This window comes from Roseateles aquae (assembly GCF_032337115.1).
Classification (GTDB): domain Bacteria; phylum Pseudomonadota; class Gammaproteobacteria; order Burkholderiales; family Burkholderiaceae_C; genus Roseateles_C; species Roseateles_C aquae.
Genome location: NZ_JAVXZY010000002.1, coordinates 69,615 through 94,353, shown reverse-complemented (window position 1 = coordinate 94,353; position 24,739 = coordinate 69,615). Strand labels below are relative to the sequence as shown.

The 24,739-nt window shown below is 68.1% G+C and carries 14 protein-coding genes; 8 read left to right on the top strand and 6 right to left on the bottom strand.

Going from position 1 to position 24,739, the window contains the following annotated elements:
- Positions 1 to 83 precede the first annotated feature (83 nt).
- The 3 genes from smc (at position 84) to paeA (ending at position 6,138) form a co-directional block, all read left to right on the top strand.
- Positions 84 to 3,599: a chromosome segregation protein SMC gene (gene smc / locus RQP53_RS05740; RefSeq protein WP_315649277.1), complete on the top strand. Its 3,516-nt coding sequence runs from the start codon at positions 84 to 86 to the stop codon at positions 3,597 to 3,599.
- 115 nt (positions 3,600 to 3,714) lie between these two features.
- Entirely contained in the window at positions 3,715 to 4,782 is a 1,068-nt protein-coding gene (locus tag RQP53_RS05735) for a cell division protein FtsZ (protein WP_315649276.1), read from the top strand.
- Between the two features lie 57 nt (positions 4,783 to 4,839).
- Positions 4,840 to 6,138 (top strand): polyamine export protein PaeA, encoded by a 1,299-nt coding sequence (paeA, locus tag RQP53_RS05730; protein WP_315649275.1) that lies wholly within the window; start codon positions 4,840 to 4,842, stop codon positions 6,136 to 6,138.
- 3 nt (positions 6,139 to 6,141) lie between these two features.
- On the opposite strand, the gene RQP53_RS05725 is transcribed toward paeA, so the two are convergent.
- Positions 6,142 to 6,744: a carboxymuconolactone decarboxylase family protein gene (locus RQP53_RS05725; RefSeq protein ID WP_315649274.1), complete on the bottom strand. Its 603-nt coding sequence runs from the start codon at positions 6,742 to 6,744 to the stop codon at positions 6,142 to 6,144.
- A gap of 40 nt (positions 6,745 to 6,784) precedes the next feature.
- Here RQP53_RS05725 and ligA point away from each other — a divergent pair, with 40 nt between their 5' ends.
- The 3 genes from ligA (at position 6,785) to pbpC (ending at position 16,869) form a co-directional block, all read left to right on the top strand.
- A complete protein-coding gene (gene ligA, locus RQP53_RS05720) occupies positions 6,785 to 8,881 on the top strand; it encodes an NAD-dependent DNA ligase LigA (protein ID WP_315649273.1) in 2,097 nt (698 codons plus the stop codon).
- A gap of 69 nt (positions 8,882 to 8,950) precedes the next feature.
- Positions 8,951 to 14,740 (top strand): alpha-2-macroglobulin family protein, encoded by a 5,790-nt coding sequence (locus tag RQP53_RS05715; protein ID WP_315649272.1) that lies wholly within the window; start codon positions 8,951 to 8,953, stop codon positions 14,738 to 14,740.
- A gap of 65 nt (positions 14,741 to 14,805) precedes the next feature.
- Positions 14,806 to 16,869, top strand: coding sequence for a penicillin-binding protein 1C (gene pbpC / locus RQP53_RS05710; protein WP_434064068.1), 2,064 nt, complete (start codon positions 14,806 to 14,808; stop codon positions 16,867 to 16,869).
- An 18-nt stretch (positions 16,870 to 16,887) separates the two neighbouring features.
- Here pbpC and RQP53_RS05705 read toward each other — a convergent pair whose 3' ends face one another.
- The 4 genes from RQP53_RS05705 to RQP53_RS05690 form a co-directional block, all read right to left on the bottom strand.
- Entirely contained in the window at positions 16,888 to 17,757 is an 870-nt protein-coding gene (locus RQP53_RS05705; RefSeq protein ID WP_315649270.1) for a DMT family transporter, read from the bottom strand.
- A gap of 65 nt (positions 17,758 to 17,822) precedes the next feature.
- Positions 17,823 to 18,512, bottom strand: a complete 690-nt coding sequence (locus tag RQP53_RS05700; protein WP_315649269.1) for a substrate-binding periplasmic protein — start codon at positions 18,510 to 18,512, stop codon at positions 17,823 to 17,825.
- A gap of 167 nt (positions 18,513 to 18,679) precedes the next feature.
- Positions 18,680 to 19,444 (bottom strand): LytR/AlgR family response regulator transcription factor, encoded by a 765-nt coding sequence (locus tag RQP53_RS05695; RefSeq protein WP_315649268.1) that lies wholly within the window; start codon positions 19,442 to 19,444, stop codon positions 18,680 to 18,682.
- The gene (locus RQP53_RS05690) at positions 19,441 to 20,595 is read right to left on the bottom strand and encodes a sensor histidine kinase (protein ID WP_315649267.1); all 1,155 of its coding nucleotides are present in this window, start codon (positions 20,593 to 20,595) and stop codon (positions 19,441 to 19,443) included. The genes RQP53_RS05695 and RQP53_RS05690 overlap by 4 nt, the downstream gene beginning before the upstream one ends.
- A 197-nt stretch (positions 20,596 to 20,792) precedes the next feature.
- Between RQP53_RS05690 and RQP53_RS05685 the strand changes: the two genes are divergently transcribed.
- Entirely contained in the window at positions 20,793 to 22,190 is a 1,398-nt protein-coding gene (locus RQP53_RS05685) for a phosphomannomutase/phosphoglucomutase (protein ID WP_315649266.1), read from the top strand.
- Between the two features lie 7 nt (positions 22,191 to 22,197).
- Entirely contained in the window at positions 22,198 to 23,514 is a 1,317-nt protein-coding gene (locus RQP53_RS05680) for a 3-deoxy-D-manno-octulosonic acid transferase (protein ID WP_315649265.1), read from the top strand.
- Between the two features lie 3 nt (positions 23,515 to 23,517).
- Here the strand turns inward: RQP53_RS05680 and RQP53_RS05675 are convergent, their stop codons facing one another.
- Positions 23,518 to 24,738, bottom strand: coding sequence for a sigma-54-dependent Fis family transcriptional regulator (locus RQP53_RS05675; RefSeq protein WP_315649264.1), 1,221 nt, complete (start codon positions 24,736 to 24,738; stop codon positions 23,518 to 23,520).
- Between the last annotated feature and the right edge of the window lies 1 nt (position 24,739).

Here is a 24,739-nt window from a genome sequence, read left to right as displayed (position 1 = left end):
AGGGGCATTTCTGTAAATAAATCAACGCCTTAGAGGCGTATCAAGCGCTGACTTCAGACCCCATTGAGCACCGCTAGCCGTCCATGCGCCTGAACTCGATCAAGCTCTCGGGCTTCAAGTCCTTTGCCGAACCGACCAATTTCCAGCTGCCCGGGCAGCTGGTGGGCGTGGTCGGCCCCAATGGCTGCGGCAAGTCCAACATCATGGACGCGGTGCGCTGGGTGCTGGGCGAGAGCAAGGCCAGCGAGCTGCGTGGCGAGTCCATGCAGGATGTGATCTTCAACGGCTCGGGCAATCGCAAACCGGCCAGCCGGGCCAGCGTCGAGCTGGTGTTCAGCAATGAAGATGCCCGTGCCGGTGGGCAGTGGAACCAGTTCACCGAGATCGCCGTCAAGCGGGTGCTGACGCGTGAAGGCACCAGCAGCTACTTCATCAACAACCAGCCGGTGCGCCGCCGTGATGTGCAGGACGTGTTCCTGGGCACCGGCCTCGGGCCGCGCGCCTACGCCATCATCGGCCAGGGCACGATCAGCCGCATCATCGAATCCAAGCCGGAAGAGATGCGCATGTTCCTCGAGGAGGCCGCCGGGGTCTCCAAGTACAAGGAACGCCGCCGCGAAACCGAGAACCGGCTGAAGGACACGCGCGAGAACCTGACCCGGGTCGACGACATCCTGCGCGAGCTGAACAACAACCTGGAGCGCTTGGAGCGCCAGGCCGAGGTCGCCGCCACCTATCGTGGCCTGCAGGACGCCGGTACGCTGAAGCTGCACCAGCTCTGGTTCTTGAAGCACCGCGATGCCACCGGCGAGCAGGCCCGCGTCAAGGCCGAACACCTGGAAGCGACCAACGCGCTGGAATCGAGGCTGGCCGAGCTGCGCCATGTCGAGGCCGAGCTGGAAACGATACGCCAGGCCCACTACGCCGCCGGCGACGAGCTGCATGCCTCGCAGGGCCGCATGGCCGAGGCCCAGCTGGAAGTAAGCCGGCTGGAGGAACGCATCCGCTACGTCGTCGAAGGCCGCCAGCGCGCCGAGCAACGGCTGCTGGAGCTGCAGACGCAGAACCAGCAATGGCAGGAACGTTCCGAGCAGGCCCAGGCCGAGCTGGAAGACATCGCGATCAAGATCGCCGAGGCCGAGGAGCAGAGCGAGATCCTGGCCGCCCAGGCCGAGGAGCAGGCGGCCAATCTGCCCAATAGCGAAGATGCCGTGCGCGCCGCGCAGGCGCGTGCCAATGAGCAGCGCAATCTCGTCGTGCAGGTGCAGCAGCAGATCCAGGTGCTGGCCGCCGAGAGCCGCAATATCGACGAGCAGTCGCGCACGCTGCGCACCCGGCGCGAACGCCTGGCCAGCGAAAGGCAGGGCCTCTCGCTGCCCGATCAGGACAAGCTGGCCGAGCTGAAGCGCCAGAGCGAGGCGGCCGACGAGCTGCGCGAGCTGGCCGATGCGCGGCTGCAGGAGTTGTCTGAGCAGGTGCCGCAGCTGGACGAGGCGCGCCGCAATGCGCAGCAGGATGCTAACGCGCAGCTGGCGCGGCAGTCTGATCTCTCCGCCAAGCTCGATGCGTTGCGCGCGCTGCAGGAGAAAGTGCAGACCGAGGGCAAGCTCAAGCCCTGGCTGGCCAAGCACGGGCTGGATGGCCTGGCGGGCCTGTGGACCCGGCTGCATATCGAGCCCGGCTGGGAAAACGCGCTGGAGGCTTCCTTGCGCGAACGGATGGGCGCGCTGCAGGTCGGCCGGCTGGAAACCGTACGCGCCTTTGCCAGCGACGCGCCGCCGGCCCGGCTGGCCTTTTATTCGCCGCCGGCCGCCGGCATCGCGAACACCCACGAAACGCTGCCGCGGCTCTCCGAGCTGCTGCGGCTTGACGACGCCGGCCTGAAGGCCTTGCTGAACGACTGGCTGGAAGGCGTCTACACGGCGGCCTCGCTGGACGAAGCGCTGGCCGGCCGTGCCAAGCTCACGCATGGCGAGCTGATCATGACCCGCGAGGGCCATGCCGTCAGCCAGTTCGCGGTGAGCTTCTATGCGCCCGATTCCGAGGCCGCCGGCCTCTTGGCGCGCGCCCAGGAAATCGAAAACCTCGGCCGCGAACTGCGTGCGCAGCAGCTGATCGCCGAAGATGCCAAGACCCAGCTGGTGCGTGCCGAGGCCGCCTACACCGAGGCCTCGCAGCGCCTGGCCGGTGTGCGCCGCGAAGCCAGCGAGACGCAGACGCGGGCACATCAGCTGCATGTGGAACTGCTGCGCCTGACCCAGCAGGCCGAGGCGGCCAGCAGCCGGCGCCAGCAACTGGAAGAAGAACTGGCCGAGATCGACGCGCAGGCCGAAGACCTGCAGGAACGCCGGATGACCGGCGAGGGCCGCTTTGAAGAGCTCGATCTGCAGCTGGCCACCTGCCAGGAAAGGCATGCCGAGTTGGACGATGCGGTGATCGCCGCCGAGCGCCGCCTGGCCGAGGCGCGTGAGCAGCTGCGCGGCCTGGAGCGGCGCGCGCAGGAAGCGCAGTTCGGTGCGCGCGGCCTGGCGGGCCGTCGCGGCGAGTTGCAGCGCTCGATCGAAACGGCCCAGCAGCAGGTGCTGGTCAACCAGCAATCGGCCGAGAACCTCAGTCGCGAGCTGGAGACGCTGAACGACACCGCCGCCCAGGCCGGTCTGCAGGATGCGCTGGCGATCAAGCTGGAGCGTGAAAAGGAGCTGGCTGCCGTGCGCTCCGGCTACGACGATTTGAGCCTGCGTTTGAAGAAGGCCGAGGAACAGCGGCTGAGCTTCGAGCGCAGCCTCGACCCGCTGCGCGAGCGGCTGACCAAGCTGCAGCTGGAAGAGCAGGCCGCCCAGCTCGGCGGCGCGCAGTACATGGAACAGCTGACGGCCGCCGCCGTTGACCTCGAGGCGCTGGCGCGCAGCATCGAGGAGGGCGGCGTCAAGCTCTACGGCCTGCAGGGCGAGATCGATCGCATCAACCGCGAAATTGCCGCATTGGGTGCCGTCAATCTGGCCGCCTTGGACGAGCTGACCGCCGCCCGTGAGCGCAAGACCTTTCTCGATTCGCAATACGCCGACCTCAGCTCGGCGATGCAGACGCTGGAAGACGCGATCCACAAGATCGATCTGGAAACGCGCGATCTGCTGGCGGCCACCTTCAAGCAGGTCAACGAGCATTTCGGCCGCATGTTCCCCAGCCTTTTCGGTGGCGGCAATGCCAAGCTGGTGATGACCGGCGACGAGATCCTCGACGCCGGCGTGCAAGTGATGGCCCAGCCGCCCGGCAAGAAGAACAGCACCATCCACCTGCTCTCGGGCGGCGAGAAGGCGCTGACGGCGATTGCGCTGGTGTTCGCCATCTTCCAGCTCAACCCGGCGCCGTTCTGCCTGCTGGACGAGGTCGATGCGCCGCTGGACGACGCCAACACCGAGCGCTATGCCAAACTGGTTTCGGAGATGAGCAGCGGCACCCAGTTCCTGTTCATCTCACACAACAAGATTGCAATGGAAATGGCAGAACAACTGATTGGCGTGACCATGCAGGAGCAGGGCGTGTCGCGCATCGTCGCCGTCGATATGGAAGCGGCGCTGGGCATGGCGGAGGTTGCATGACAGCCCCCACGCTCACTTCCTTCGCTGCCCCCAGGGACTTGCAAAGGCCCTTGAATTCGCCTTGGGGTGCAGGCTTCCAGTCCTTTTGGATAGGCGGCCCGGCGGGAGGCCTGGTATGACCCTGACCGCCATGCTCGCCATCCTCGGTGGCCTGATTCTGGCTGCCATCGTGGCCCACGGCGCCTGGAGTGCGCGCAAGGCCGGCCCCAAGCGGGCCGAGCCGCAGATCGAGCCGCAGCTCGGTGACCGCCAGGAACCCAATCTGGGCGAGGCCAAGGCGGCCGTCGCCGAGCCCTTTCAGCCCTTGCCGCCGCTCGATGAAACGGTGCCGGCGGTGGTGCGCCAGGCGGCGCGCCGGCCTTCGGCGCGCATCGATGCGCTGATCGACGCGATAGCCACCATCAGCGTCGAAGCGCCGGTCAGCGGCGAACTGGCGCTGTCGCATCTGCCCGGCAGTCGCCGCGCCGGCACCAAGCCCTTTCATATCGAAGGCCTGAATGCCGAGACCGGCGAATGGGATCTGCCCCAGCCGGGCCAGCGCTACAGCGAGTTCCAGGCCGGCGTGCAGATGGCCAACCGCAGCGGCGCGATGAACGAGATCGAATACTCGGAGTTCGTGCAGAAGGTGCAGGGCTTTGCCGATGGCCTGGCCGGCTTTGTGCAGTTCCCCGACATGCTGGATGTGGTGGCCCGGGCCCGCGAGCTGGACCAGTTCGCCAGCGCCCACGATGCGCAGCTGGCCATCGTGCTGCGCGCCCGCCAGGCCGCCTGGACCCTGGGCTATGTGCAGCAGATGGCGCTGCGCCATGGCTTTGTGCCTGGCGCCATTCCCGGCCGCCTGGTGCTGCCCTCGGCCGACGAGGGCGCACCGCCCATCCTCAGCCTCAGCTTCGATCCGCAGGCCGCGCTGGCCGAAGATCCGCAGGCGTCCTCGCTGCGCGAATTGACGCTGGCGCTTGACGTGCCGCAAACGCCGGAAGCGCTGGAGCCCTTTGCCAGCTGGCAGGAGGTGTCGCGCGGCCTGTCGCGCGATATCGAAGCCGATGTCTGCGACGACCGGGGCCAGGTCTTGCCCCTGCAAGCCTTTGCCGCCATCGGCCAGGAGTTGGGCACGCTCTACCATGCGCTGGCCTCGCGCGATCTGGCCGCGGGCAGCCTGGCGGCACGGCGGCTTTTCAGCTGATCGAGCCTGCTGCCCGGGGCTACACTGGGCGGCATTCGGACTCAATGAAGCGCGCCCTTGAGCACCAGTCTGCTGCTGATTGCCCTGTTGATTGCTGCCAGTGCCTTCTTCTCGATGGCCGAGCTGTCGCTGGCGGCCTCTCGGCGGCTGAAGCTGCGCCAGCTCGCTGACGAGGGCGACGCCCGCGCCGAGCGCGTACTGGCGGTGCAGGAACAGCCGGGCCACTATTTCACCGTCGTGCAGATCGGCGTCAACACGGTGGCCATTCTTGGCGGTATCGTCGGCGAGGGCGCCTTCACCCCGCATTTCGAGGCGGCGCTGGCCTATCTGCTGCCACCCGACCGCGCCGCGACGCTGGGCTTTGCCGGCTCCTTTGTCTGTATCACCGCCTTATTCATCGTGCTGGCCGATCTGGTGCCCAAGCGCCTGTCGATGAACGAGCCCGAGCGCATCGCCATGGTGTTGATCGGGCCGATGCTGGGGCTGGCCACCTTGCTCAAGCCGCTGGCCTGGATTTTCAGCAATGTCACCGAGGCTTTGATACGGATGCTGGGCCGGCCGGCCTCGCGCGACAACAGCATCACCCACGACGACATCCTGGCGCTGGCCCAGGCCGGCAACCAGGCTGGCGTGGTCGCCGATGCCGAGCAGCAGGTGATCGAGAACGTGCTGGAGCTGGACACCCGCACCGTCGAGAGCGCGATGACCACGCGCGAGCGCATCGTCTTCTTCCTGCTCGACGACGACGACGCGCTGGTGCGCAACCGCATCGCCGAGGACCCGCATTCCACCTATCTGGTCTGTGATGGCGAGATCGACCAGGTCGTCGGCTATGTCGACGCCACCGATCTGTTCCAGCGCGTGCTGCGTGGCGAGGCCATCGACCTGCGCGGCACGCCGGGGCTGGTGAAGAAGGTGCTGATCGTGCCGGACCGCATCACGCTGAACGAGGTGCTGGGCCAGTTCCGCCAGGCGCATGAGGACTTTGCTGTCATCGTCAACGAGTACAGCCTGGTCGTTGGCGTGATCACGCTGAATGATGTGATGAGCACGGTGATGGGCAGCCTGGTCAGCCCGCATGACGAGGAGCAGATCGTCCGCCGCGACGATGGCTCCTACCTCGCCGATGGCGTGACTCCCATTCCTGATGTGCAGCGCGCGCTCGAGCTGGAGGCCTGGCCCCATGCCGGTCAGTACGACACGCTGGCCGGCTTTCTGATGGTGATGCTGCGGCGCATTCCCAAGCGCACCGATCAGGTGGTCTGGGAAGGCTGGCGTTTTGAGGTGGTCGACGTTGACAGCCACCGGGTTGACCAGGTGATGATCACCCGGCTGCCGCCTGAGACTGGTGGCTGAGCCTCAGCCGTGCTTGCCTGGCGTCCAGCCGCGTACGGCCAGATGGCGCCGGCCGTCGGCCTTAGCCGGGGCCTCGAGCTCGGTGCCCATCGAGTCGTTCCAGCGGTTCAGGAAACCGAACAGCGCGATGACGCCGAGAATCTCGACGATTTCGCCCTCGTCCCAGTACTCGCGCAGCGTCGCGCCAATCGGCTCATCGACCGCATTCGGCACCGCGGCCGCGGCGATGGCGAATTCCAGTGCGGCGCGTTCGGCGGCGCTGAACAGCGGGCTGCTGCGAAAGTTCCACAGCTCGGCCAGGCGGCGCGGGTCGGCACCTTCTTCCGCGCCGAAGCGTTCGGCCGCGCGAATCGTGTGCGCCTCACAGTAACGGCAGCCGCTGCTGGCACTGCAGAGATGGCCGATCAGACGCTTCAACTCGCTGCTGACGCGGCCCTCGTTGTGCATCACCGCGGCGTTCAGCGCGGTGAAGGCGCGGGCGATGGCCGGGCGGCGCATCATCGTCATCACGCTATTGGGCACAAAGCCCAGCGTGCGGTTGAACAGGGTGGCCAGTTCGCTCACTTCGGGGTTGGCGTCGGCGGCCAGCGGCTCGATCAAAGGCATTGCAATACTCCCTCATTCTTGTGCGCCACAATGCGTGGCTATGAGCCAGTCTGACCTGTTTTCCGCCGCCTCACGAGAGGTGAATCCCGCGGCTCGCACGCCGGCCGAACGCGCTGCCGACCGTGCTGCCGAATTGCGCCAGCTGCTGAACCACCACGCCCATCTCTACTATGTGCTGGATGCGCCCGAGCTGCCCGACGCCGAGTACGACCGGCTGTTCCAGGAGCTGCAGGCGATCGAAGCCGCGCATCCCGAACTGCTGACGCCCGATTCACCCACGCAGCGCGTCATCGGCCAGGTGCTGGCCGGCTTCACGCCGGTGCGCCATGCGGTGCCGATGCTGAGCATCCGCACCGAGACCGATACCGAGGCCAGCGGCGCCACCGCCTTTGATGAACGGGTGCGCAAGCAGCTGGAGCTCAGCGAAGAGGTGGCCCCGGTCGAATACGCCGCCGAGCTGAAGTTCGATGGACTCGCCATCAATCTGCGCTACGAGCAGGGCGTGCTGGTGCAGGCCGCCACCCGCGGCGATGGTGAAACGGGCGAGGATGTCACGCAGAACATCCGCACCATCGGCCAGATCCCGCTGCGGCTGCACGGCGTTGAGGCCCCGGTGATCGAGGTGCGCGGCGAGGTCTATATGCGCCGTGATGATTTCGAGGCGCTGAACGAACGCCAGCGCGAGGCCGGCGACAAGACCTTTGTCAACCCGCGCAATGCCGCCGCCGGCGCCGTGCGCCAGCTCGATCCGGCCATTGCCGCCAAGCGGCCCTTGAGCTTTTATGCCTATGGTCTCGGCGACGTGCAGGGCTGGGACGTGCCGGCCACGCACAGCGAGCTGCTGGACGCGCTGCAGGCCATGAGCATGCCGGTGTGCGAGCACCGCGTCGTCACCGCCGGCGCGGCCGGCCTGGTCGAGTTTCATCGCGCCATGGGCGCGCAGCGCGATGGTCTCCCGTTTGATATCGATGGCGTCGTCTACAAGGTCAACAGCCGGGTGCTGCAGCAACGCCTGGGCTTTGTCAGCCGCGAGCCGCGCTGGGCGGTGGCGCACAAATACCCGGCCCAGGAACAGCTGACCCGGCTCAACGCGATCGAGATCCAGGTCGGCCGCACCGGCAAGCTGACGCCGGTGGCCAAGCTGGAGCCGGTGTTCGTTGGCGGCACCACGGTCAGCAATGCGACCTTGCACAACGTCTTCGAGCTGCGCCGCAAGGGCGTGCGCGTCGGCGACACGGTGATCGTGCGCCGTGCCGGCGATGTGATTCCGGAGGTCGTCGGCAAGCTGGCCGCCGAGCGGCCGGCCTATGTGCCTAACTTCCATATGCCGCGCAGCTGCCCGGTTTGCGGCAGCGCCACGGTGCGCGAGCGCGGCGGCATGGATTACCGCTGCTCCGGCGGCCTGTCCTGCCCGGCGCAGGTCAAGCAGGCGATGCTGCACTTTGCCGGCCGCCGGGCGATGGACATCGAGGGCCTGGGCGACAAGCTGGTCGATCAACTGGTTGACGGCGGCATCGTGCTGAGCCTGCCGGGCTTGTACAAGCTGGGTGTGGCCAAGCTGGCCGCACTGGAGCGCATGGCCGAGAAGAGCGCACAGAACATCGTTGATGCGCTGGAGAAGAGCAAGACGACGACGCTGGCGCGATTTCTGTTTGCGCTGGGCATACGCCAGGTTGGCGAAACCACGGCCAAGGACCTGGCGCGGCACTTCGGTGCGCTCGATAGGTTGATGGATGCCAGCGTCGAGCAGCTGCTCGAGGTGCGCGACGTCGGTCCCATCGTCGCGCAGAGCATCCACACCTTCTTTGCCCAGCCCCACAACCGCGAGGCGGTCGAGCAGCTGCGTGCCGCCGGCGTGCACTGGCCGGAGGGCGAGGGTGCCGCGGCCGAGCAGGGCCCCAAGCCGCTGCTGGGCAAGACGCTGGTGCTGACCGGCACCCTGCCCACACTCAGCCGCGACGCGGCCAAGGAGCTAATCGAGGCGGCTGGCGGCAAGGTCAGCGGTTCGGTGTCCAAGAAAACCCACTATGTGATCGCGGGCGAGGAAGCCGGCTCCAAGCTGGACAAGGCGCGCGAACTGGGCGTGACGGTGCTGGACGAAGCCGGGTTGCAGGCCTTGATACAAACCGAGGGCTGAAGCCCGTTCGGCGCCCATCGAGCGCCGTTAGACTCGCCGCACGAACACGGCCTGGGAGGGCTTGAGATCATGCGGCGAATCGTCAATGTGGTGCAGGCCTTCTGCCTGGCCGCCGCCATGCTGCCGGTGGCGGCACAGGCTTTCAGTGTCACGAGCGCTTCGCCTCAGGGGCAGGTCAAGCGGGTGCAGCAGCTGCGGCTGCGCTTCAGCGAGGCGATGATGCCGCTGGGCGATGCGCGGCTGGCCGATCCGGTGGAACTGCGCTGCGAGGGCGGGGTGGCCATGAACGGCCAGGGCCGCTGGATCAATGAGCGGGAATGGGTCTACGAGCTGAACCAGGCGCTGCCGGCGGGGGCCAGCTGCAGCTATGCGGCCAAGCCCGGCTTCCGGCCCTCGGCAGCTGCCAATGCGCAATGGACGGGGCAGACGGCGTTCAGCTTCACCGTCGCCGCGCCCACGGTGCAGGACTCCCGCCCCTGGCAGGGCAGCGAGATCGAGGAAGAACAGCGCTTCTTGCTGCGCCTGGACGGCCCGCTGAACACCGATTCATTGAAAGGCCGCGCTTGGTGCGAGATCCAGGGCCTGGGCGAGCGGGTGCCGGCTGCGTTACTGCCTAACGATGAATTGAAGCGCACGCTGAAGGCCTTGCGCGAGGGACGCAGCGACAGCCACTGGCTGCTGCTCGCCTGCCAGCGGCGCCTGCCGCCCGAAGCCAGGCTGAAGCTGGTGCTTGGCAAGGGCATTGCGTCGGCCCTGAATCCTCAGGTCCAGACGGGCTTTGAGCAGCGCTTCGAATTCACCGTGCGCAAGCCCTTCACCGCCGAGTTCAGCTGCGAGCGCGAACGGGCTGAAGCCGGCTGTCTACCGGTGCGGCCGATGAGCCTGAACTTCAGTGCGCCGATCTCGCGCGAACAGGCACTGAAGCTGAGGCTACGGCCCGAGAAGGGCGAGGCGGTGGCGCCGCGGCTGCCCAAGGACGAGAAAGAGACACAGTTCTCCCGTGTCGACTTTCCCTACCCGCTGGCCGAGCAGGCCAGCTTCAAGATCGAGCTGCCCGGCGATCTGAAGGACGATGCCGGCCGGCCGCTGGCCAATGCCAAGAACTTTCCGCTGGCGGTGCGCACCGATGCCGCGCCGCCGATTGCCAAGTTCGCTGCCGCGCCCTTTGGCGTGATCGAACGCGAGCCCAGCGGCCCCAGCCTGGTGCCGATCACCATGCGCCATGTGCAGCCGGAGCTTTGGCCCGAGGCCAGGCGTGCAGGCACGGGGCAGTTGCTGGTCAAACGCTATGCCAGCGATGCCGAGATGCTGCAGGCCTATGCCGATTTGCGCCGCCAAAGCCATGATGAATGGGAGACGCGCAAGCGCCCCTATCTGAGCCAGAAGAACGGCGCGCAGGCCCTGACCTTGCCCGCGCTCGACGGCGCCGGGCCGCGGCCCTTCGAGGTGATCGGCCTGCCCATCCAGACCCCCGGCTATCACGTGCTGGAGCTCACTTCGCCGCGGCTGGGCCAATCGCTGCTGGACACTGGCAAGCCCATGTATGTGCGCACCGGCGTGCTGGTGACCAATCTGGGCGTGCATTTCAAGCTGGGCCGCGAGAACAGCCTGGTCTGGGTGACCAGCCTGGACAAGGGCAAGCCGGTGGCCGAGGCGCAGGTGGTGGTGAACGACTGCCAGGGCAAGCCGCTGTGGTCGGGCAAGACCGACTCACAAGGCCGCGCCTGGGTGACGCAGGCGCTGGAGCCGCCGCGCTGGGATGGCAAATGCACGGCGGAGACGGGCCTCTTCATCACCGCGCGCAAGGCCGAGGTCGGCGGTGTGATCGATACCGCTTTTGTGTTCAGCAACTGGAACCGCGGCATCGAGAACTGGCGCTTCAATGTGCCCACCGAGCGCGGCACCGAACGCAATGCCCGCGCCCACAGCGTGCTCGACCGCAGCCTGCTGCGCGCCGGCGAGACGCTGTCCATCAAGCATTTCTTCCGCCTGGAAACCGCGCAAGGCCTGGCGCTGGCGCCGCCGGACCAGCTGCCGACGCGGATGAAGATCATCCACGAGGGCAGCGGCCAGGAGTTTGTGCAGACGCTGCAATGGACCGGCGCGCGCTTTGCCGCGGCGCAGTGGCAGATTCCGCCGGCCGCCAAGCTGGGCCAGTACCGGATCGAGCTGGAACGCGCCGCCGATGACGACAGGCGCCGCCGTGTCTGGGCCAGCGGTGGCTTCAATGTCGAGGAATTCCGCGTGCCCCTGGTCGATGCCCGGCTGATGGCGCCCAAGGGCCCGCTGATCGCGCCCGAGAAGCTGGAGATCGGCGCGCAGCTGAACTATCTGGCCGGTGGCGCGATGGGCAATGCGCCGGTGCAGCTCAGCGCGGTGCTGCGGCCGCGGGTGCTGAGCTTTGCCGGCTTCGAGGGTTTCAGCTTCGAACCGCCCGGCGAGGCCAATCGCAATGCCGACAGCGATGAGGACGCCGAACAGAGCGCGGCGCGCGACAGCCAGCTGGTCGCCGACAAACTGGCCGCCAGCACCGATGCGCAGGGCGCGGCCCGCTTCGCGCTGGCCAAGCTGCCGCGCCTCAGCCGGCCCAGCGATCTGCTCAGCGAGCTGAGCTACCGCGATCCAAACGGCGAGACGCAGACGGTGCGCCAGCTGCAGCCGCTGTGGCCGGCTGCGGCGGTGGTGGGCCTGCGCAGCGCCTCCTGGGTCAGCAATGGCGGCAGCATCAAGCTGCAGGCGCTGGCCCTGGATCTGAACGGCAAGCCGCTGGCCGGCCAGCGCATCGCCGTGCGGGCGCGGCTGATGCAGACGCTGTCGGTGCGCAAACGCATGGTCGGCGGCTTCTATGCCTATGACAACCGGGTCGAGAACCAGGAGCTGGGCGAGCTGTGCAGCGGCAAGAGTGATGAGCATGGGCTGCTGAACTGCGAAGTCAGCCTGAAGAACGCCGGCCAGGTCGATCTGATTGCCAAGCTCAGCGACGCGCAGGGTCGCAGCGTCGAAGCGGCCAGCTCGGTGTGGGTGACCCGCCAGGGCGAGCTGTGGTTCGCGCAGGACAACGACGACCGCATCGACGTGCTGCCCGAGAAGACCCAGTACGAGCCGGGCGAGACGGCGCGCTTGCAGGTGCGCATGCCCTTCCGCGAGGCCACCGCGCTGGTGGCGATCGAGCGCGAGGGCATCATCCAGACCCAGGTGCAGACGCTCAGCGGGCGTGACCCGACGCTGGAGATCAAGATCGAGAAGGCCTGGGCGCCCAATGTCTACGTCAGCGTGCTGGCGATACGGGGCCGCATCGTCGACGTGCCCTGGTATTCCTTCTTCAGCTGGGGCTGGCGGGACCCGCGCGGCTGGTGGCAGGCCTGGCGCGCCTCGGGCGACTACCAGCCGCCCACCGCCATGGTCGACCTGGCCAAACCCGCCTTCAAGCTCGGTGTGGCGGCGATCAAGGTCGGCCTGGCCCAGCACCAGCTGCAGGTCAAGGTGACGCCCGAACAGGCCCAGTACGGCGTGCGCCAGAAGGCCCGGGTGCGCATCCAGGTCAGCCAGGACGGCAAGCCGCTGGCCAATGCCGAGGCCGCCTTTGCCGCCGTCGACGAAGGCCTGCTGGCCCTGCGGCCCAATGCCAGCTGGAACCTGCTGCCGGCGATGATCCAGCAGCGCGCCTGGGGTGTTGAGACGGCCACGGCGCAGAGCGAGATCGTCGGCCGGCGCCACTATGGCCGCAAGGCGGTGGCGGCCGGCGGGGGCGGCGGGCGCGCGACCCGCGAGCTGTTCGACACGCTCTTGCTGTGGAACCCTCGCGTCCAGCTCGATGCGCGCGGCGAGGCCGTCGTCGAGGTGCCGCTGAACGATTCGCTGACCAGCTTCCGCCTGGTGGCGGTGGCCGATGCCGGCGCCCAGGCCTTTGGCACCGGCAGCGCCAGCATCAAGGTGTCGCAAGACTTGCAGCTGCTCTCCGGCTTGCCGCCGCTGGTGCGCGAGGGCGATCAGTTCCAGGCCATGCTGACGCTGCGCAATGCCAGCAGCCGGGCCTTGAAGCTCAAGGTGACGCTGAAGGGCGAGCTGCGCAGTGATGAGGGCAGCCCCGAGGCGATCAAGCGCGAGCCGCTGCAACTGCCGCCACAGACCATAGACCTGGCCCCCGGCGCCGCGCGCGAGCTGAGCTGGCCGGTGACGGTTCCCGCTGGAGCGATCAGCCTCGGCTGGCTGGCCGAGGTCAGCGAGCAGGGCGGCGAAGCTGGCACCCTGAAGGCCGGCGACCAGCTGCGCATCAGCCAGCTGGTGCAGCCAGCGCTGCCGCTGCGGGTGCAGCAGTCGACGCTGCAGCAGCTCGACGGCGCGCTGAGCCTGCCGGTGGCGGCACCGGCCGAGGCGCTACCTGCGGAAGGGATCAAGCGCGGTGGCCTGCAGCTGGCCTGGCAGCCACGCCTGAGTGGCGGGCTGCCGGGCCTGCGCCGCTTCTTCGAAACCTACCCCTACAACTGCCTGGAACAGCAAAGCAGCAAATACCTCGGCCTGCATGACGACAAGGCCTGGCAGGCGCTGATGGGCAAGCTGCCCAGCTATCTGGACGCCGATGGCCTGGCCAACTACTTCCCGCCGCGCAGCGACCAGGCGCCGGGCGGCAGCGATCGGCTCACCGCCTATCTGCTCAGCGCCGCCCATGAGGCCGGCCAGCGACTGCCCGAGCAGGCGCAGCGGCAGATGCTGGATGCGCTGACGGCCTTTGTCGATGGCCGGCTGCAGCGCCGCTTCTGGTCGCCGCGGGCCGATGGCGATGTGCGCCGGCTGGCGGCCATCGAGGCGCTGTCCCGCTACGGCAGGGCCAGCGCGCGGATGCTGGCCACGGTCGACACGGCCCAGCTCGGCAACTGGCCCAGCGCGGCCTTGATTGACTGGTACCTGATCCACAAGCGCCTGGCCGATGCACCGGCGCGCGAGGCCCGGCTCGCCGAGGTGCAGGGCCTCTTGCGCAGCCGCCTGAGCTATGCCGGCAGCACGCTGAAGTTCAGCACCGAGGACAGCGATGCCTGGTGGTGGCTGATGGACAACGCCGACGGCAATGCCGGCCGGCTGATCCTGGCCATGCTCGACGAACCGGGCTGGAAGAGCGAGCTGCCGCGCCTGGTGCAGGGCGCGCTGGCCCGCCAGAATCGCGGCGCCTGGCAGACGACGACGGCGAACTTCTGGGGCGTGATGGCAGTGGAGAAATTCGGCGCCCGATACGAGTCGCAAAAGCTCAGCGGCAAGAGCGTCGCGCAGTTGGAGTCGGCCAGCCGCACGCTGGACTGGGCGCGCAAGCCCGAGGGCGAGAGCCAAAGCCTGCCCTGGCCAGCCAAGCCCGCCACGCTGCAACTGCGCCAGGAAGGTACTGGCAAGCCCTGGGTGACGCTGCAGACGCTGGCTGCCGTGCCGCTGGCCGGGCCGATGAACGCCGGCTACCGCATCAACCGCAGCCTGCAGGCCGTCGAGCAGAAGGACAAGAGCCGCTGGAGCCGCGGCGATGTGCTGCGGGTGCGGCTGGAGATCGAGGCGCAGACCGATATGAGCTGGGTCGTGATCAGCGACCCGGTGCCGGGGGGCGCCAGTGTGTTGGGTGGCGGCGTCGGTGGTGGGCAGCTCGCTGCTGAAGGCGAACGCCGCGAGGGCGATGGCTGGCTGGCCTATGAGGAGCGCAGCTTCGAGGCCTGGCGTGGCTACTACGCTTACCTGCCGCGCGGCAAGCAGCTGATCGAGTACACGGTTCGGCTGAACAATGCCGGTCGCTTCCAGCTGCCCGGCACGCGGGTCGAAGCTATGTATGCACCGGATCGATTTGGTGAGCTGCCCGGCGGGGTGCTGGAGGTGGCGCCTTGAGACTTCGAAGGCGTGGCTGGGCGTGCTGGGGTCAGGTCTTGCTGGCCCCGGCCCTGGCCTGCGTGATGCAGCTGGCCCAGGCCCTGCCCAGCTTCGAGGCGACGCGCAGCGGCCATAAGGTATCCGACATCGCGCTGCTGGACCGCGAGGGCGTGCCCATACAGACGCTGCGCCTGGACAAGCAGCAGCGCGTGCTGCCCTGGGTCAGCCTGGCCGAGGTCTCTCCCGCCTTGCTGCGCGCCATGCTCTACAGCGAAGACCGCCGCTTCTACGAACACAGCGGCGTCGACTGGAGCGCGGTGGCGTCCAGCGCCTGGGCCAATCTCTGGAACAGCCGCACCCGCGGGGCCTCGACGCTGAGCATGCAGCTGGTCGGCCTGCTGGAGCAGGACCTGGCGCGACCGCGCGAGGGGCGCAGCCCGGCGCAGAAAGTCAGCCAGCTGTGGCTGGCCGGCCGGCTGGAAGCGCAATGGAGCAAGGCGCAAATCCTGGAGGCCTATCTGAATCGGGTGCCGCTGCGCGGCGATCTGATCGGCGTGCCCGCCGCGGCTCTGGCCCTGTTCGATAAATCGCCGGCCGGCCTGGACGCCCGCGAGGCGGCCCTGCTGGCGGCCTTGCTGCGCGCACCCAATGCCAAGCCGGCCCTGGTGGCACAGCGGGCTTGCGTGCTGCTGCAGGTGCAAGGCCTGGGCAAGGACTGCGCCGGGCTGGAGCCGCAGGCGCAGGCGGCCTTGCAGCGCCGCGGCGGCATGCCGCCGGGCGAGCAGCTGGCGCCGCATTACGCCCGCCTGGTGCTGCGCCGCGAGGGGCCGAATGCGCAGCGCAGCAGCCTGAGCGCCGCGCTGCAGCGCCAGGCGCTGGCGCTCTTGCGTCAGCAGCTCGGCGAGCTGCAAGGTCATCAGGTCGAGGACGGCGCGGTCATCGTGCTGGACAACGCCAGCGGCGCGGTGCTGGCCTGGGTCGGCTCCAGCGGCAGTGGCTTTTCCGATGCGCCCGAGGTCGACGCGGTGCTGGCCCGCCGCCAGCCGGGCTCGACGCTGAAACCCTTTGTCTACGAGCTGGCGCTGGAGCGGCGGCTGATCACCGCGGCCAGCCTGCTGGACGACTCGCCGGCGCAGATCCAGACCGGCAATGGCCTCTACCTGCCGCAGAACTACGACAAGCGCTTCCGCGGCTGGGTCAGCGCCCGCACAGCCCTGGGCAACAGCCTGAATGTGCCGGCGGTGCGCGTCGGTGCGATGTTGGGTGCCGACCCGCTGGCCGAACGGCTGAACGCCTTGGGCCTGAAGCTGGCCGAGCCGGGCGGCTACTACGGCGCGGCGCTGGCGCTGGGCAGCGCCGATGTCAGCCTGCTGGCCCTGGCCAATGCCTACCGCACGCTGGCCAATGGCGGCGTCTACAGCGCGGTGGCGCTGCCAGGCGCGGAGCCGGCCAGGCGGCGCGTGGCCGAAGCCGGCGCCAGCTTCATCGTCACCCAAATGCTGGCCGACAACAATGCCCGCGCGCTGACCTTTGGCCTGGACAGCGCGCTGGCCACCAGCGGCTTTGCGGCGGTCAAGACCGGCACCAGCAAGGACATGCGCGACAACTGGTGCGTCGGCTTCAGCGACCGATTCACGGTGGGCGTGTGGGTCGGCAATGCCAGCGGCGAGGCCATGCACCAGGTCTCCGGCGTCAGCGGCGCGGCGCCGGTCTGGGCCGGGCTGATGCGCTGGCTGCACCGCGATCGGCCCTCGCGGCCGCCGCTGCCGCCGGCCGGCGTGCTGGCGCTGAAAACGCAGTTCGAGGCCGCGCGCGAGGCGGACCGGATGGAATGGTTCCTGGCTGGCAGCGAACTTGCGCGTGTGCAGGCCACGGCCGAGGTGCAGAGCCTGGCCGCCCAGGGCATCAAGAGCCCGCGCGATGGCAGCGTCTACGCCTTGGACCCCGACATCCCGCCGCGTGCCCAGCGGCTGCGCTTTGAAGGCGAGGCCGGGGTCTGGCAGCTCGACGGTCGGCGCCTCGGGCAAGGCGCGGCGCTGTCCTGGGCGCCGATGCCGGGCCGGCATGAGCTGCGCCTGCTCTCCGACAGCGGCAAGCTGATCCAGAGCGTGCGATTCGAGGTGCGCGGCGCCAGCCTGCGGCGCTGATGGGTTTCGGGGGCGGGGTCAGGTCTTGCGTGGCAGCAAGCCCACCGCCAGCGCCGTGCCCAGCAGCACGATGGCGCAGCCGGCGGCCATGTGCAGCGTGAAGGCCTCGGCCAGGAAGAGTGCGCCCCAGAGCACGGCGAAGACCGGGATCAGAAAGGTTACCGCTACCGTGTTGGCCGGGCCGATGCGCTGCATCAGCCGGAAGTAGAGGATGTAGGCGATGCCGGAGCAGAGCAGGGCCAGCAGGGCCACGCTGATCCAGGCTTGCAGCCCGGGCGTCTCGGATGGCCAGTAGACGAAGGCCGGGCCGGCCAGCAGCAGCGCGGCACCCAGCTGGCTGCCGGTGGCCACGCTCAAGGGGCTGATGTGGCTCAGCCAGCGTTTGCTGGCATTGGCGGCAATGCCATAGCAGAAGGTGGCCAGCAGGCAGGCCAGGATGGCCCAGCCGCTGCCGCCGGGCTTGAAGCTGGCCTGATCCCAGGCCAGAAAGACGACGCCGCCAAAGCCGACCGCCAGGCCCAGCAGGCGCCAGCGCGTCAGCGCCTGTGACAGCCAGGCCCAGGCGACCAGCGCGCCCCACAGCGGCGTGGTGGCGTTGAGGATGCTGGACAGGCCGGCCGTGATCGACAGCGCTGCATAGGCATAGAGCGCAAAGGGCAGGGCGCTGTTGAGCACCCCGACCACCAGCAGCGGCCGCCAGGCGCTGCGCAGCTCGCCCAGCCGGCCACGTTGGGCCAGCAGCGGCAACAGCAGGAGGCAGGCGCCGCTGACCCGCATCGCCGCCATCGGCAGCGGGCCGAACTGGTGAGCGCCCAGGCGCATGAACAGGAAGGAGGCGCCCCAGATGGCGGCGAGCAAGAGCAATTCCTGGATATCGCGGGGCTTCATGGCAGCATGGCAAAAGCCGCGATCATAGGCGCGGCGGCGGCGGCGCTCTGGCGGTTTTCGGCCCGCTATTTCAGATAGCGCTGCTGCAGTTCCTTGACCGTGCCCTCGGCCTGCAACTGCTCATAGGCGCGCAGCCAGCGCTGGGCCTCGGCCTCGCTCAGCTTCAGCGAAGCGCCCATATACAGCTCGGCGGAACCGAGTTGGGCGCTGATCAGAAAGTCCTCGCGCGACAGGCCAGCCTGATCAATCGCCGCCTGCAGCATCGGCGTGCCGGCATAGATGGCGGCAATCATGCCCTGCTGCAGCATGCGCAGCAGGTCTTTGTAGTCCTTGGCCTCGGTGATCTGCTTGAAGCCCTCGGCCTGCAGGTTCTTGATGATGGGCGAGCCGCGCAGCACACCGACCCGCTGGCGGCGCAGCTCCAGCAGATTGCCGGTGGCGCCCTGCGAACGCTTGACGAAGAAGCTGTAGTCGACCCGCATCAGCGGAATCAGCCAGCGAAAGCCGGCCTCGCGATCCGGCGTGCGGGCCAGCGGGAAAACGCCAAAGTTCTCGCCCTCGGCCGTCATGCGCACCGCGCGGGCCCAGGGGAAGAACTGCAGCTCGGGCTTGCGGCCGAGCTTTTGCGCCATCGCCAGCGCCAGCTCGCTGGCATAGCCCTGTGGCGCGCCGCCTGGGCCTATCCAGGCAAACGGTGGCAGTTCGCCGGCTACCCATTGCAGCTCGGTCTCTGCAGCCAGGCAGGGAGGGGCCAAGAGCAATCCGCTCAGCAGGCATCCATAAAGGGTGACACGGCCCCACACCGCGCCCAAAGAACCATTCATCGACAGGCCATCCGCTTCTTGTTCTATCTCCCTGGCCTGCTGCCGACTCTAGCACCGCGCCGCGGGCGGCCTATCCCGCGACTGAATGGGTGGGCCGCCTACATGGCCTTGAACAGATGGACATAGGCGCGGCTCACCGGCAGCTCGCGCGACTGGTCCTTGAAGCGCACGAACAGCCGGCTCAGCTCATCGCGCCGGGTACCGGCCAGGTGCTGCAGATTGATGATGGTGGAGCGGTGTACCTGCCAGAACAGGGTCGGGTCGAGCTGGGTGATCAGCTCGCTGATCGGCGTGCGTATCAGGTACTCGGCATCGGCCGTCTGTACGCAGGTGTATTTCTCGTCGGCGTGGAAGTAGCGCACCTCGTTCACCTCGATCTGATGCATCAACTCGCCCTGGCTGGCGCGAATGAAGCGCAATGGGGCCGCTACCCCGGGCTGTGGGCTGGCGCCGAGCAGCTTTTGCAAGGCACCGGCGAGGGCTGCATCCGGCTCCGCGGCCGGGGTGGTCAGGGTGGCACGCACGCGTTCCAGCGTTCGTGCCAGTCGGTCGGTCTTCAAGGGCTTGAGCAGATAGTCCAGCGCCGCATGGTCGAAGGCTTCCACCGCGTAGTCATCGAAAGCGGTGACGAAGACCACACGCGTCTTGCCTTCGATGCCTTGGGCGACTTCCAGGCCGGTCAGACCGGGCATCTGGATGTCCAGGAAGGCGAGCTCGGGGTCGTGGGCGGCGATCAGTGCGGCGGCCTCATCGCCATTGCGGGCCAGCGGCAGCAGCTCAAGCTCGGGCCACAGGGTCTTCAGTTGCTGGCGCAGGTATTCGGCCAGGTGGATTTCGTCGTCGGCAATCAAGGCGCGTGTCATGGCTGGTCGTCGTTCTTGCTGGTGGGCTGGGCTTCGATGGGCAGAACGAGCTCGGCCACGCAGCCTTGTTCGCCCGGGGTGATGGTCAGGGCGGCATCGTCGCCATGGCGGGCGTCCAGGCGCTCGCGGATGTTTTTCAGCGCCAGCCCATGGCCGGGCCGGGCGCGGCGCTGGGCGGCACGCAGGCCGAGGCCGTCGTCCTCGACGCGCAGATGCAGGCGCTCATCCAGCAGTCTTGCGCTGAGTCGTACCGTGCCGCCCTCGGCCTTGCCTTCCAGACCATGGGTGACGGCGTTCTCGACCAGTGGCTGCAGCAGCAGCGGCGGCAGCTTCAGTGCGCGCAGTTCGGCGGGCACGTCGATGTGGAACTGCAGCCGCTCCTCGCCCATGCGGATCTGCATCAGGGCCAGATAGCTCTGCACCGCCTGCAGCTCCTGGTCCAGGCTGCAGGTCTGCAGCCGCAGCGTGCCCAGGCTAGCGCGCAGATAGTCGGTGAAGCATTCGAGCATCTGCTTGGCGCGCTCAGGTGCCGGGTCGATCAGGCTTTGCACCGCGGCCAGGCTGTTGAACAGGAAATGCGGTTCGATCTGGGCCTGCAGGCGCAGCAGCTGCGCTTCGGTCGCTTGCAGCTGCAAGGCCTTGCGCTTGTTGGCCTGCCAGGAGATGAAGGCGCTGAGCAAGGCAAAGATCAGGCTGATGAAGAGGAATCTGCTGGCCGCCCGCATCGAATCAAACGGCGAATCCGTGATGCGCACATCGGCAAACACGCGCAGCAGCTGTGTGAACACAAAGAAGCTGATCGCCATGATCAGAACGGGCACGCCGCCGAAGAACAGGCTGCTGTAGGGCCCGCCCCGGTTCAGCCGCTGCAGCCGGGCCTCGGGCAGCAGCAGCTCAACGGCGCGGTAGCTGCCGTGGATGGAGAAGGCAATGAAGAAACCCAGCAGATAGGTCAGCAGCACGCCGGCCAGGCCGATCTGGGCGTCGCCGAACACCACGCCCAGGCTCATGAAGAAGGTCGGGAAGAACAGTGCGAAGGCGCTGCTGATCAGCAGCCGCGCCCACAACTTCTCGTCGCGGTGTTTGTGCAGCTTGAAATAGCGGCCGCGGGCATAGGCAAAGTCTTGCAGCAAATCGGTCAGGGTGGGCATGGCGGGCAGTGTCGGTGTCTGATGGAGGCAAGCCTAGAGGGATGGCCCCAGGGCGGTGGCACGCACTCGACGAATCGACAACCGCGGCGCTGAATCGCAAGCGCCGGGCCGGTTACGGCAACAGTACGGCGGCGGCCCCGGGCTTGCCTACAATGGCGCGCTGTTTTTGGCATCGGACGCTTGTCCAGGGATTACGCATGCAAGTTCACGCCTCCATCTTCAAGGCCTACGACATCCGTGGCGTCGTTGGCAGCACGCTCGACGAGCAACTGGCCGAGCACCTGGGCCGCGCCTTCGGCACCGAGGCGGTCAAGCTGGGCGAGAAGGCCGTGGCCGTGGGTCGTGATGGACGCTTGTCGGGCCCCTCGCTAGTCGCGGCGCTGATCCGCGGCCTGCAGTCGACCGGCCTGGATGTGGTCGACCTCGGCCCGGTGACGACGCCGATGCTCTACTACGTGGCCGCCACCCGCGCCAAGCACGGCTGCAACTCCGGCATCATGGTCACTGGCAGCCACAATCCCAAGGATTACAACGGCTTCAAGATGGTGCTCAAGGGCGCGGCCGTCTACGGCGAGCAGATCCAGGGCCTGCGTCAGCGCATCGAGGCCGAAGACTATGTGAGCGGCAAGGGCCGTGTGGCAGCGATGGACATCGTGCCCGAGTACAGCCATCGCATCGTCAGCGACTGCAAGCTGGCCCGCCCGATGAAGGTGGTGGTCGACAGCGGCAACGGCATCCCTGGCGCCAGCGCACCGGCCATCCTGCGCGCGCTGGGCTGCGAGGTGATCGACATCTACTCCAAGGTCGATGGCGATTTCCCCAACCACCATCCCGATCCCTCGCGGCCGGAAAACCTGGAAGACCTGAAGCGCATCGTCCACGCCTGCGACGCCGAGCTGGGCCTGGCCTTTGACGGCGACGGCGATCGGCTGGGCATCGTCACCAAGGACGGCCAGATGATCATGCCGGACCGCCAGATCATGGTGCTGGCGGCCGACATCCTGAAGCGCCTGCCCGGCGCCGAGATCATCTTTGACGTCAAGTGCACCCAGCAGCTGGCGCCCTGGATCCGCGCCCATGGCGGCAAGCCGCTGATGTGGATGACCGGCCACTCACTGGCCAAGGCCAAGCTGAAGGAAACCGGTGCACCGATGGCCGGCGAGCTGTCGGGCCACATCTTCTTCAACGAGCGCTGGTACGGCTTCGACGATGCGATGTACACGGCCGGCCGGATGCTGGAGATCCTGTCGCGCGAGGCCGACCCGAGCGCCTTGCTCAATGGCCTGCCGAACAGCTTCAACACGCCCGAACTCAACGTGCCCTGCGCCGAGGGCGAGCATCATGAAGTGGTCAAGCAGCTGAAGGCACAGACCACGCTGGCCGACTTCCCCGGCGCCACCGAGCTGGTCACGATCGACGGCTTGCGCATCGAGTACCCCGATGGCTTCGGCCTGATCCGCCCGTCCAACACCACGCCGGTGCTGGTGCTGCGCTTTGAAGGCCAGACGCAGGAAGCGCTGGACCGCATCCAGCACGATGTGCTGGCGCAGCTGAAGCGCGTCAAGCCCGACGCGACCTTTGCGGCCGGCCACTGAGCCCGCGATGAGGGCAGGCGGCGCCGAGACGCTGAAGCAGCGGCTGGCGCGCTGGGCCTACGGCTGGGCGCTGCGCCTGGCCACGCCGCTGTATCTGCTCAAGCTGTGGCGGCGCGGAGCGGCCGAGCCGCTGTACCGCCAGGATTGGGGCCAGCGGTTCGGCTTTGGGCCTGCTGCCGTCCCTGCCTCGGCGGGCGGGGCGCTGTGGCTGCATGCGGTATCGCTCGGCGAGACGCGCGCTGCCGCGCCCTTGATCGAGGCTTTGCGCGCCGCTCAGCCGGGCCTGCGCCTGCTGCTCACCCATGCCACCGCCACCGGCCGCGAGGCCGGACAGGCGCTGCTGCATGACGGCGATCAGCAGTGCTGGCTGCCCTACGACAGCCCCGGCGCGGTGCGACGTTTCCTGTGCCGCCATCGGCCGGCCGTCGGCGTGCTGATGGAAACCGAGATCTGGCCAACGCTGCTCTACGAAGCACAGCGCCAGGGCCTGCCCATGGTGCTGGCCAATGCCCGCCTGTCGGAGAAAAGTGCCCGCAAGGGGCGCCGGTTGCAGGCCTTGCTGGGCGCGGCGGCCGCGCGGCTGACGCTGGCACTGGCGCAGACCGAGGCCGACGCCACGCGGCTGCGCGATGCCGGTGTGCATCGTGTGCGGGTGATGGGCAATCTGAAGTACGACCTGCATCCCGATCCGCGCCTGCTGGCGCAGGGGCAGGGCTGGCAGATGCGCTTGCAGCAGCAGGAGCGCCGGGTGCTGCTGGCCGCGGTGACACGCGAAGGTGAAGAGGCCGAGCTGCTGGATCAGTTCCTGCAATGGCCGGCGCCGCGCCCCTTGCTGCTGATCGTGCCGCGCCATCCGCAGCGCTTTGATGAGGTGGCGGCCCTGGTGAGCGCGCGGGGCTTGCGCCTGGCGCGGCGGAGCAGCTGGGGCGCTGAGCCAGATGCCGCGGCGCTGGCTGCCGAGGTCTGGCTGGGCGACAGCATGCGCGAGATGCCGCTCTACTATGCTGCGGCCGATCTGGCCCTGCTGGGCGGCAGCTTTGCGCCGTTGGGCGGACAGAACCTGATCGAGGCCGCCGCCTGCGGCTGCCCGCTGTTGATGGGGCCGCACACCTTCAATTTTGCCGACGCTGCGGCGCTGGCCGCAGCGGCCGGTGCGGCCGAGCGGGCTGACGATCTGGCTGGCGCGCTGCAACGCGCGCAGGTGCTGCTGGCCGATCCCGCTGGCTTGCAGCAGCGGGCCGAGCAGGCCAGACGTTTTGCGGCCTGCCACCGCGGTGCGGCCGCAGCGATGGCGGCAGAGATTCTTGCCTTGCTGCGCCGCTGAGACTCAGCCGCCACGCAGCTTGCGATAAAGCGTGCTGCGGCCAATGCCGAGCTGACGCGCGGCCAGCGACAGATTGCCGCCAGCCGCCTGCACGGCCGCCTCGATGGCCTGGGCCTCGGTCTGGCGCAAGGTGGTCGGCTGGGCGGCCAGCTTCAACCCCAGCGCTTCCGGGTCGACAGGCTCGGCCTTGGGCTGCGCCGGGCTGCTCTCGGGCTGGGGCGCCAGCATGATGCTGGGCGCAGCGTTGCCACTGGCCTGTGGGGCCAGAGCAGCGACGCGCAAGGCCTGGTTACCCGCCTGCAGCTTGCCAAAGAAGCGCGTATGGCGGCTGGTCTGCAGCAAGGGCTCGGGCAGCTCCACGCAGACCGGGTTGTCGATGGCGCCGCCGGCAGCCATCAGCTGGCCCAGGCCTTGCCCCAGCAGCGATTCCAGCGTGTGCCGGCGCAGCTGCGCGGCCGACAGGCCCAGCAGCTCCTGGGCGCGGCGATTGACGCCTTGGATGCGGCCCTCGGCATCGAGCGCGAGCACGCCTTCCTGCAAGGTGTCCAGGCCGGCGCTGCTGCCGTGGAAATGCCAGCGCGGGCTGTGCCTGAAACGTTCGGCAAAGCACTGGTTCTCGATCAGCCGCGCCGACATGGCGGCCAAGGCCAGCGTATGCGGATGGTAGGAGCGGCGATCACCCGACACATCGATGACGCCCAGCAGACCGCCCTTGTGGTCGAAGATCGGTGCGGCCGAGCAGGTCAGGAACTGCATGCTGCGCAGATAGTGTTCGCTGCCATGCACCAGCGTCGGCAACTCGGTCATCAGGGCGGTGCCGACGGCGTTGGTGCCCTTGTCAGCCTCGGCCCAATGCGCACCGGGTGCCAGCGCCACGCGCTGTGCCCGCTGCAGAAAGCCGTTATCACCCAGCGCATGCAGGATGGTGCCTGCGGCGTCGGCCAGCACCACCATGCTTTGCGCATGGGCCAGCTGTTCGTAGAGCATGTCCATCACCGGCAGTGCCTGGGCGCAGAGCCTGGCATTGCGCTGCTGCAGATCCTGCAGCGCGGCGCCGTCGAGCCGGTGCAGATCGGCCTCATCGGCCGGATTCAGACCAAAAGCCTGGCAGCGCTGATGCGAGCTGAGGATCAGTTGCTGGTGTGCCGATGGCAGCTGGCCCTGCACCGGCAAGCCGCTCGGATGGCCGCTGGCGCTGGAATGGCTGTACAACGGCAAATCCATG

What these genes read in the sequence shown, in the direction of transcription:
- RQP53_RS05675 (WP_315649264.1), bottom strand. Translation starts at nt 24,738, where the DNA reads ATGGATTTGCCGTTGTACAGCCATTCCAGCGCCAGCGGCCATCCGAGC.
- RQP53_RS05685 (WP_315649266.1), top strand. Translation starts at nt 20,793, where the DNA reads ATGCAAGTTCACGCCTCCATCTTCAAGGCCTACGACATCCGTGGCGTC.
- RQP53_RS05725 (WP_315649274.1), bottom strand. Translation starts at nt 6,744, where the DNA reads ATGCCTTTGATCGAGCCGCTGGCCGCCGACGCCAACCCCGAAGTGAGC.
- RQP53_RS05680 (WP_315649265.1), top strand. Translation starts at nt 22,198, where the DNA reads ATGAGGGCAGGCGGCGCCGAGACGCTGAAGCAGCGGCTGGCGCGCTGG.
- RQP53_RS05690 (WP_315649267.1), bottom strand. Translation starts at nt 20,595, where the DNA reads ATGCCCACCCTGACCGATTTGCTGCAAGACTTTGCCTATGCCCGCGGC.
- RQP53_RS05715 (WP_315649272.1), top strand. Translation starts at nt 8,951, where the DNA reads ATGCGGCGAATCGTCAATGTGGTGCAGGCCTTCTGCCTGGCCGCCGCC.
- RQP53_RS05705 (WP_315649270.1), bottom strand. Translation starts at nt 17,757, where the DNA reads ATGAAGCCCCGCGATATCCAGGAATTGCTCTTGCTCGCCGCCATCTGG.
- smc (WP_315649277.1), top strand. Translation starts at nt 84, where the DNA reads ATGCGCCTGAACTCGATCAAGCTCTCGGGCTTCAAGTCCTTTGCCGAA.
- RQP53_RS05695 (WP_315649268.1), bottom strand. Translation starts at nt 19,444, where the DNA reads ATGACACGCGCCTTGATTGCCGACGACGAAATCCACCTGGCCGAATAC.
- ligA (WP_315649273.1), top strand. Translation starts at nt 6,785, where the DNA reads ATGAGCCAGTCTGACCTGTTTTCCGCCGCCTCACGAGAGGTGAATCCC.
- pbpC (WP_434064068.1), top strand. Translation starts at nt 14,806, where the DNA reads ATGCAGCTGGCCCAGGCCCTGCCCAGCTTCGAGGCGACGCGCAGCGGC.
- RQP53_RS05735 (WP_315649276.1), top strand. Translation starts at nt 3,715, where the DNA reads ATGACCCTGACCGCCATGCTCGCCATCCTCGGTGGCCTGATTCTGGCT.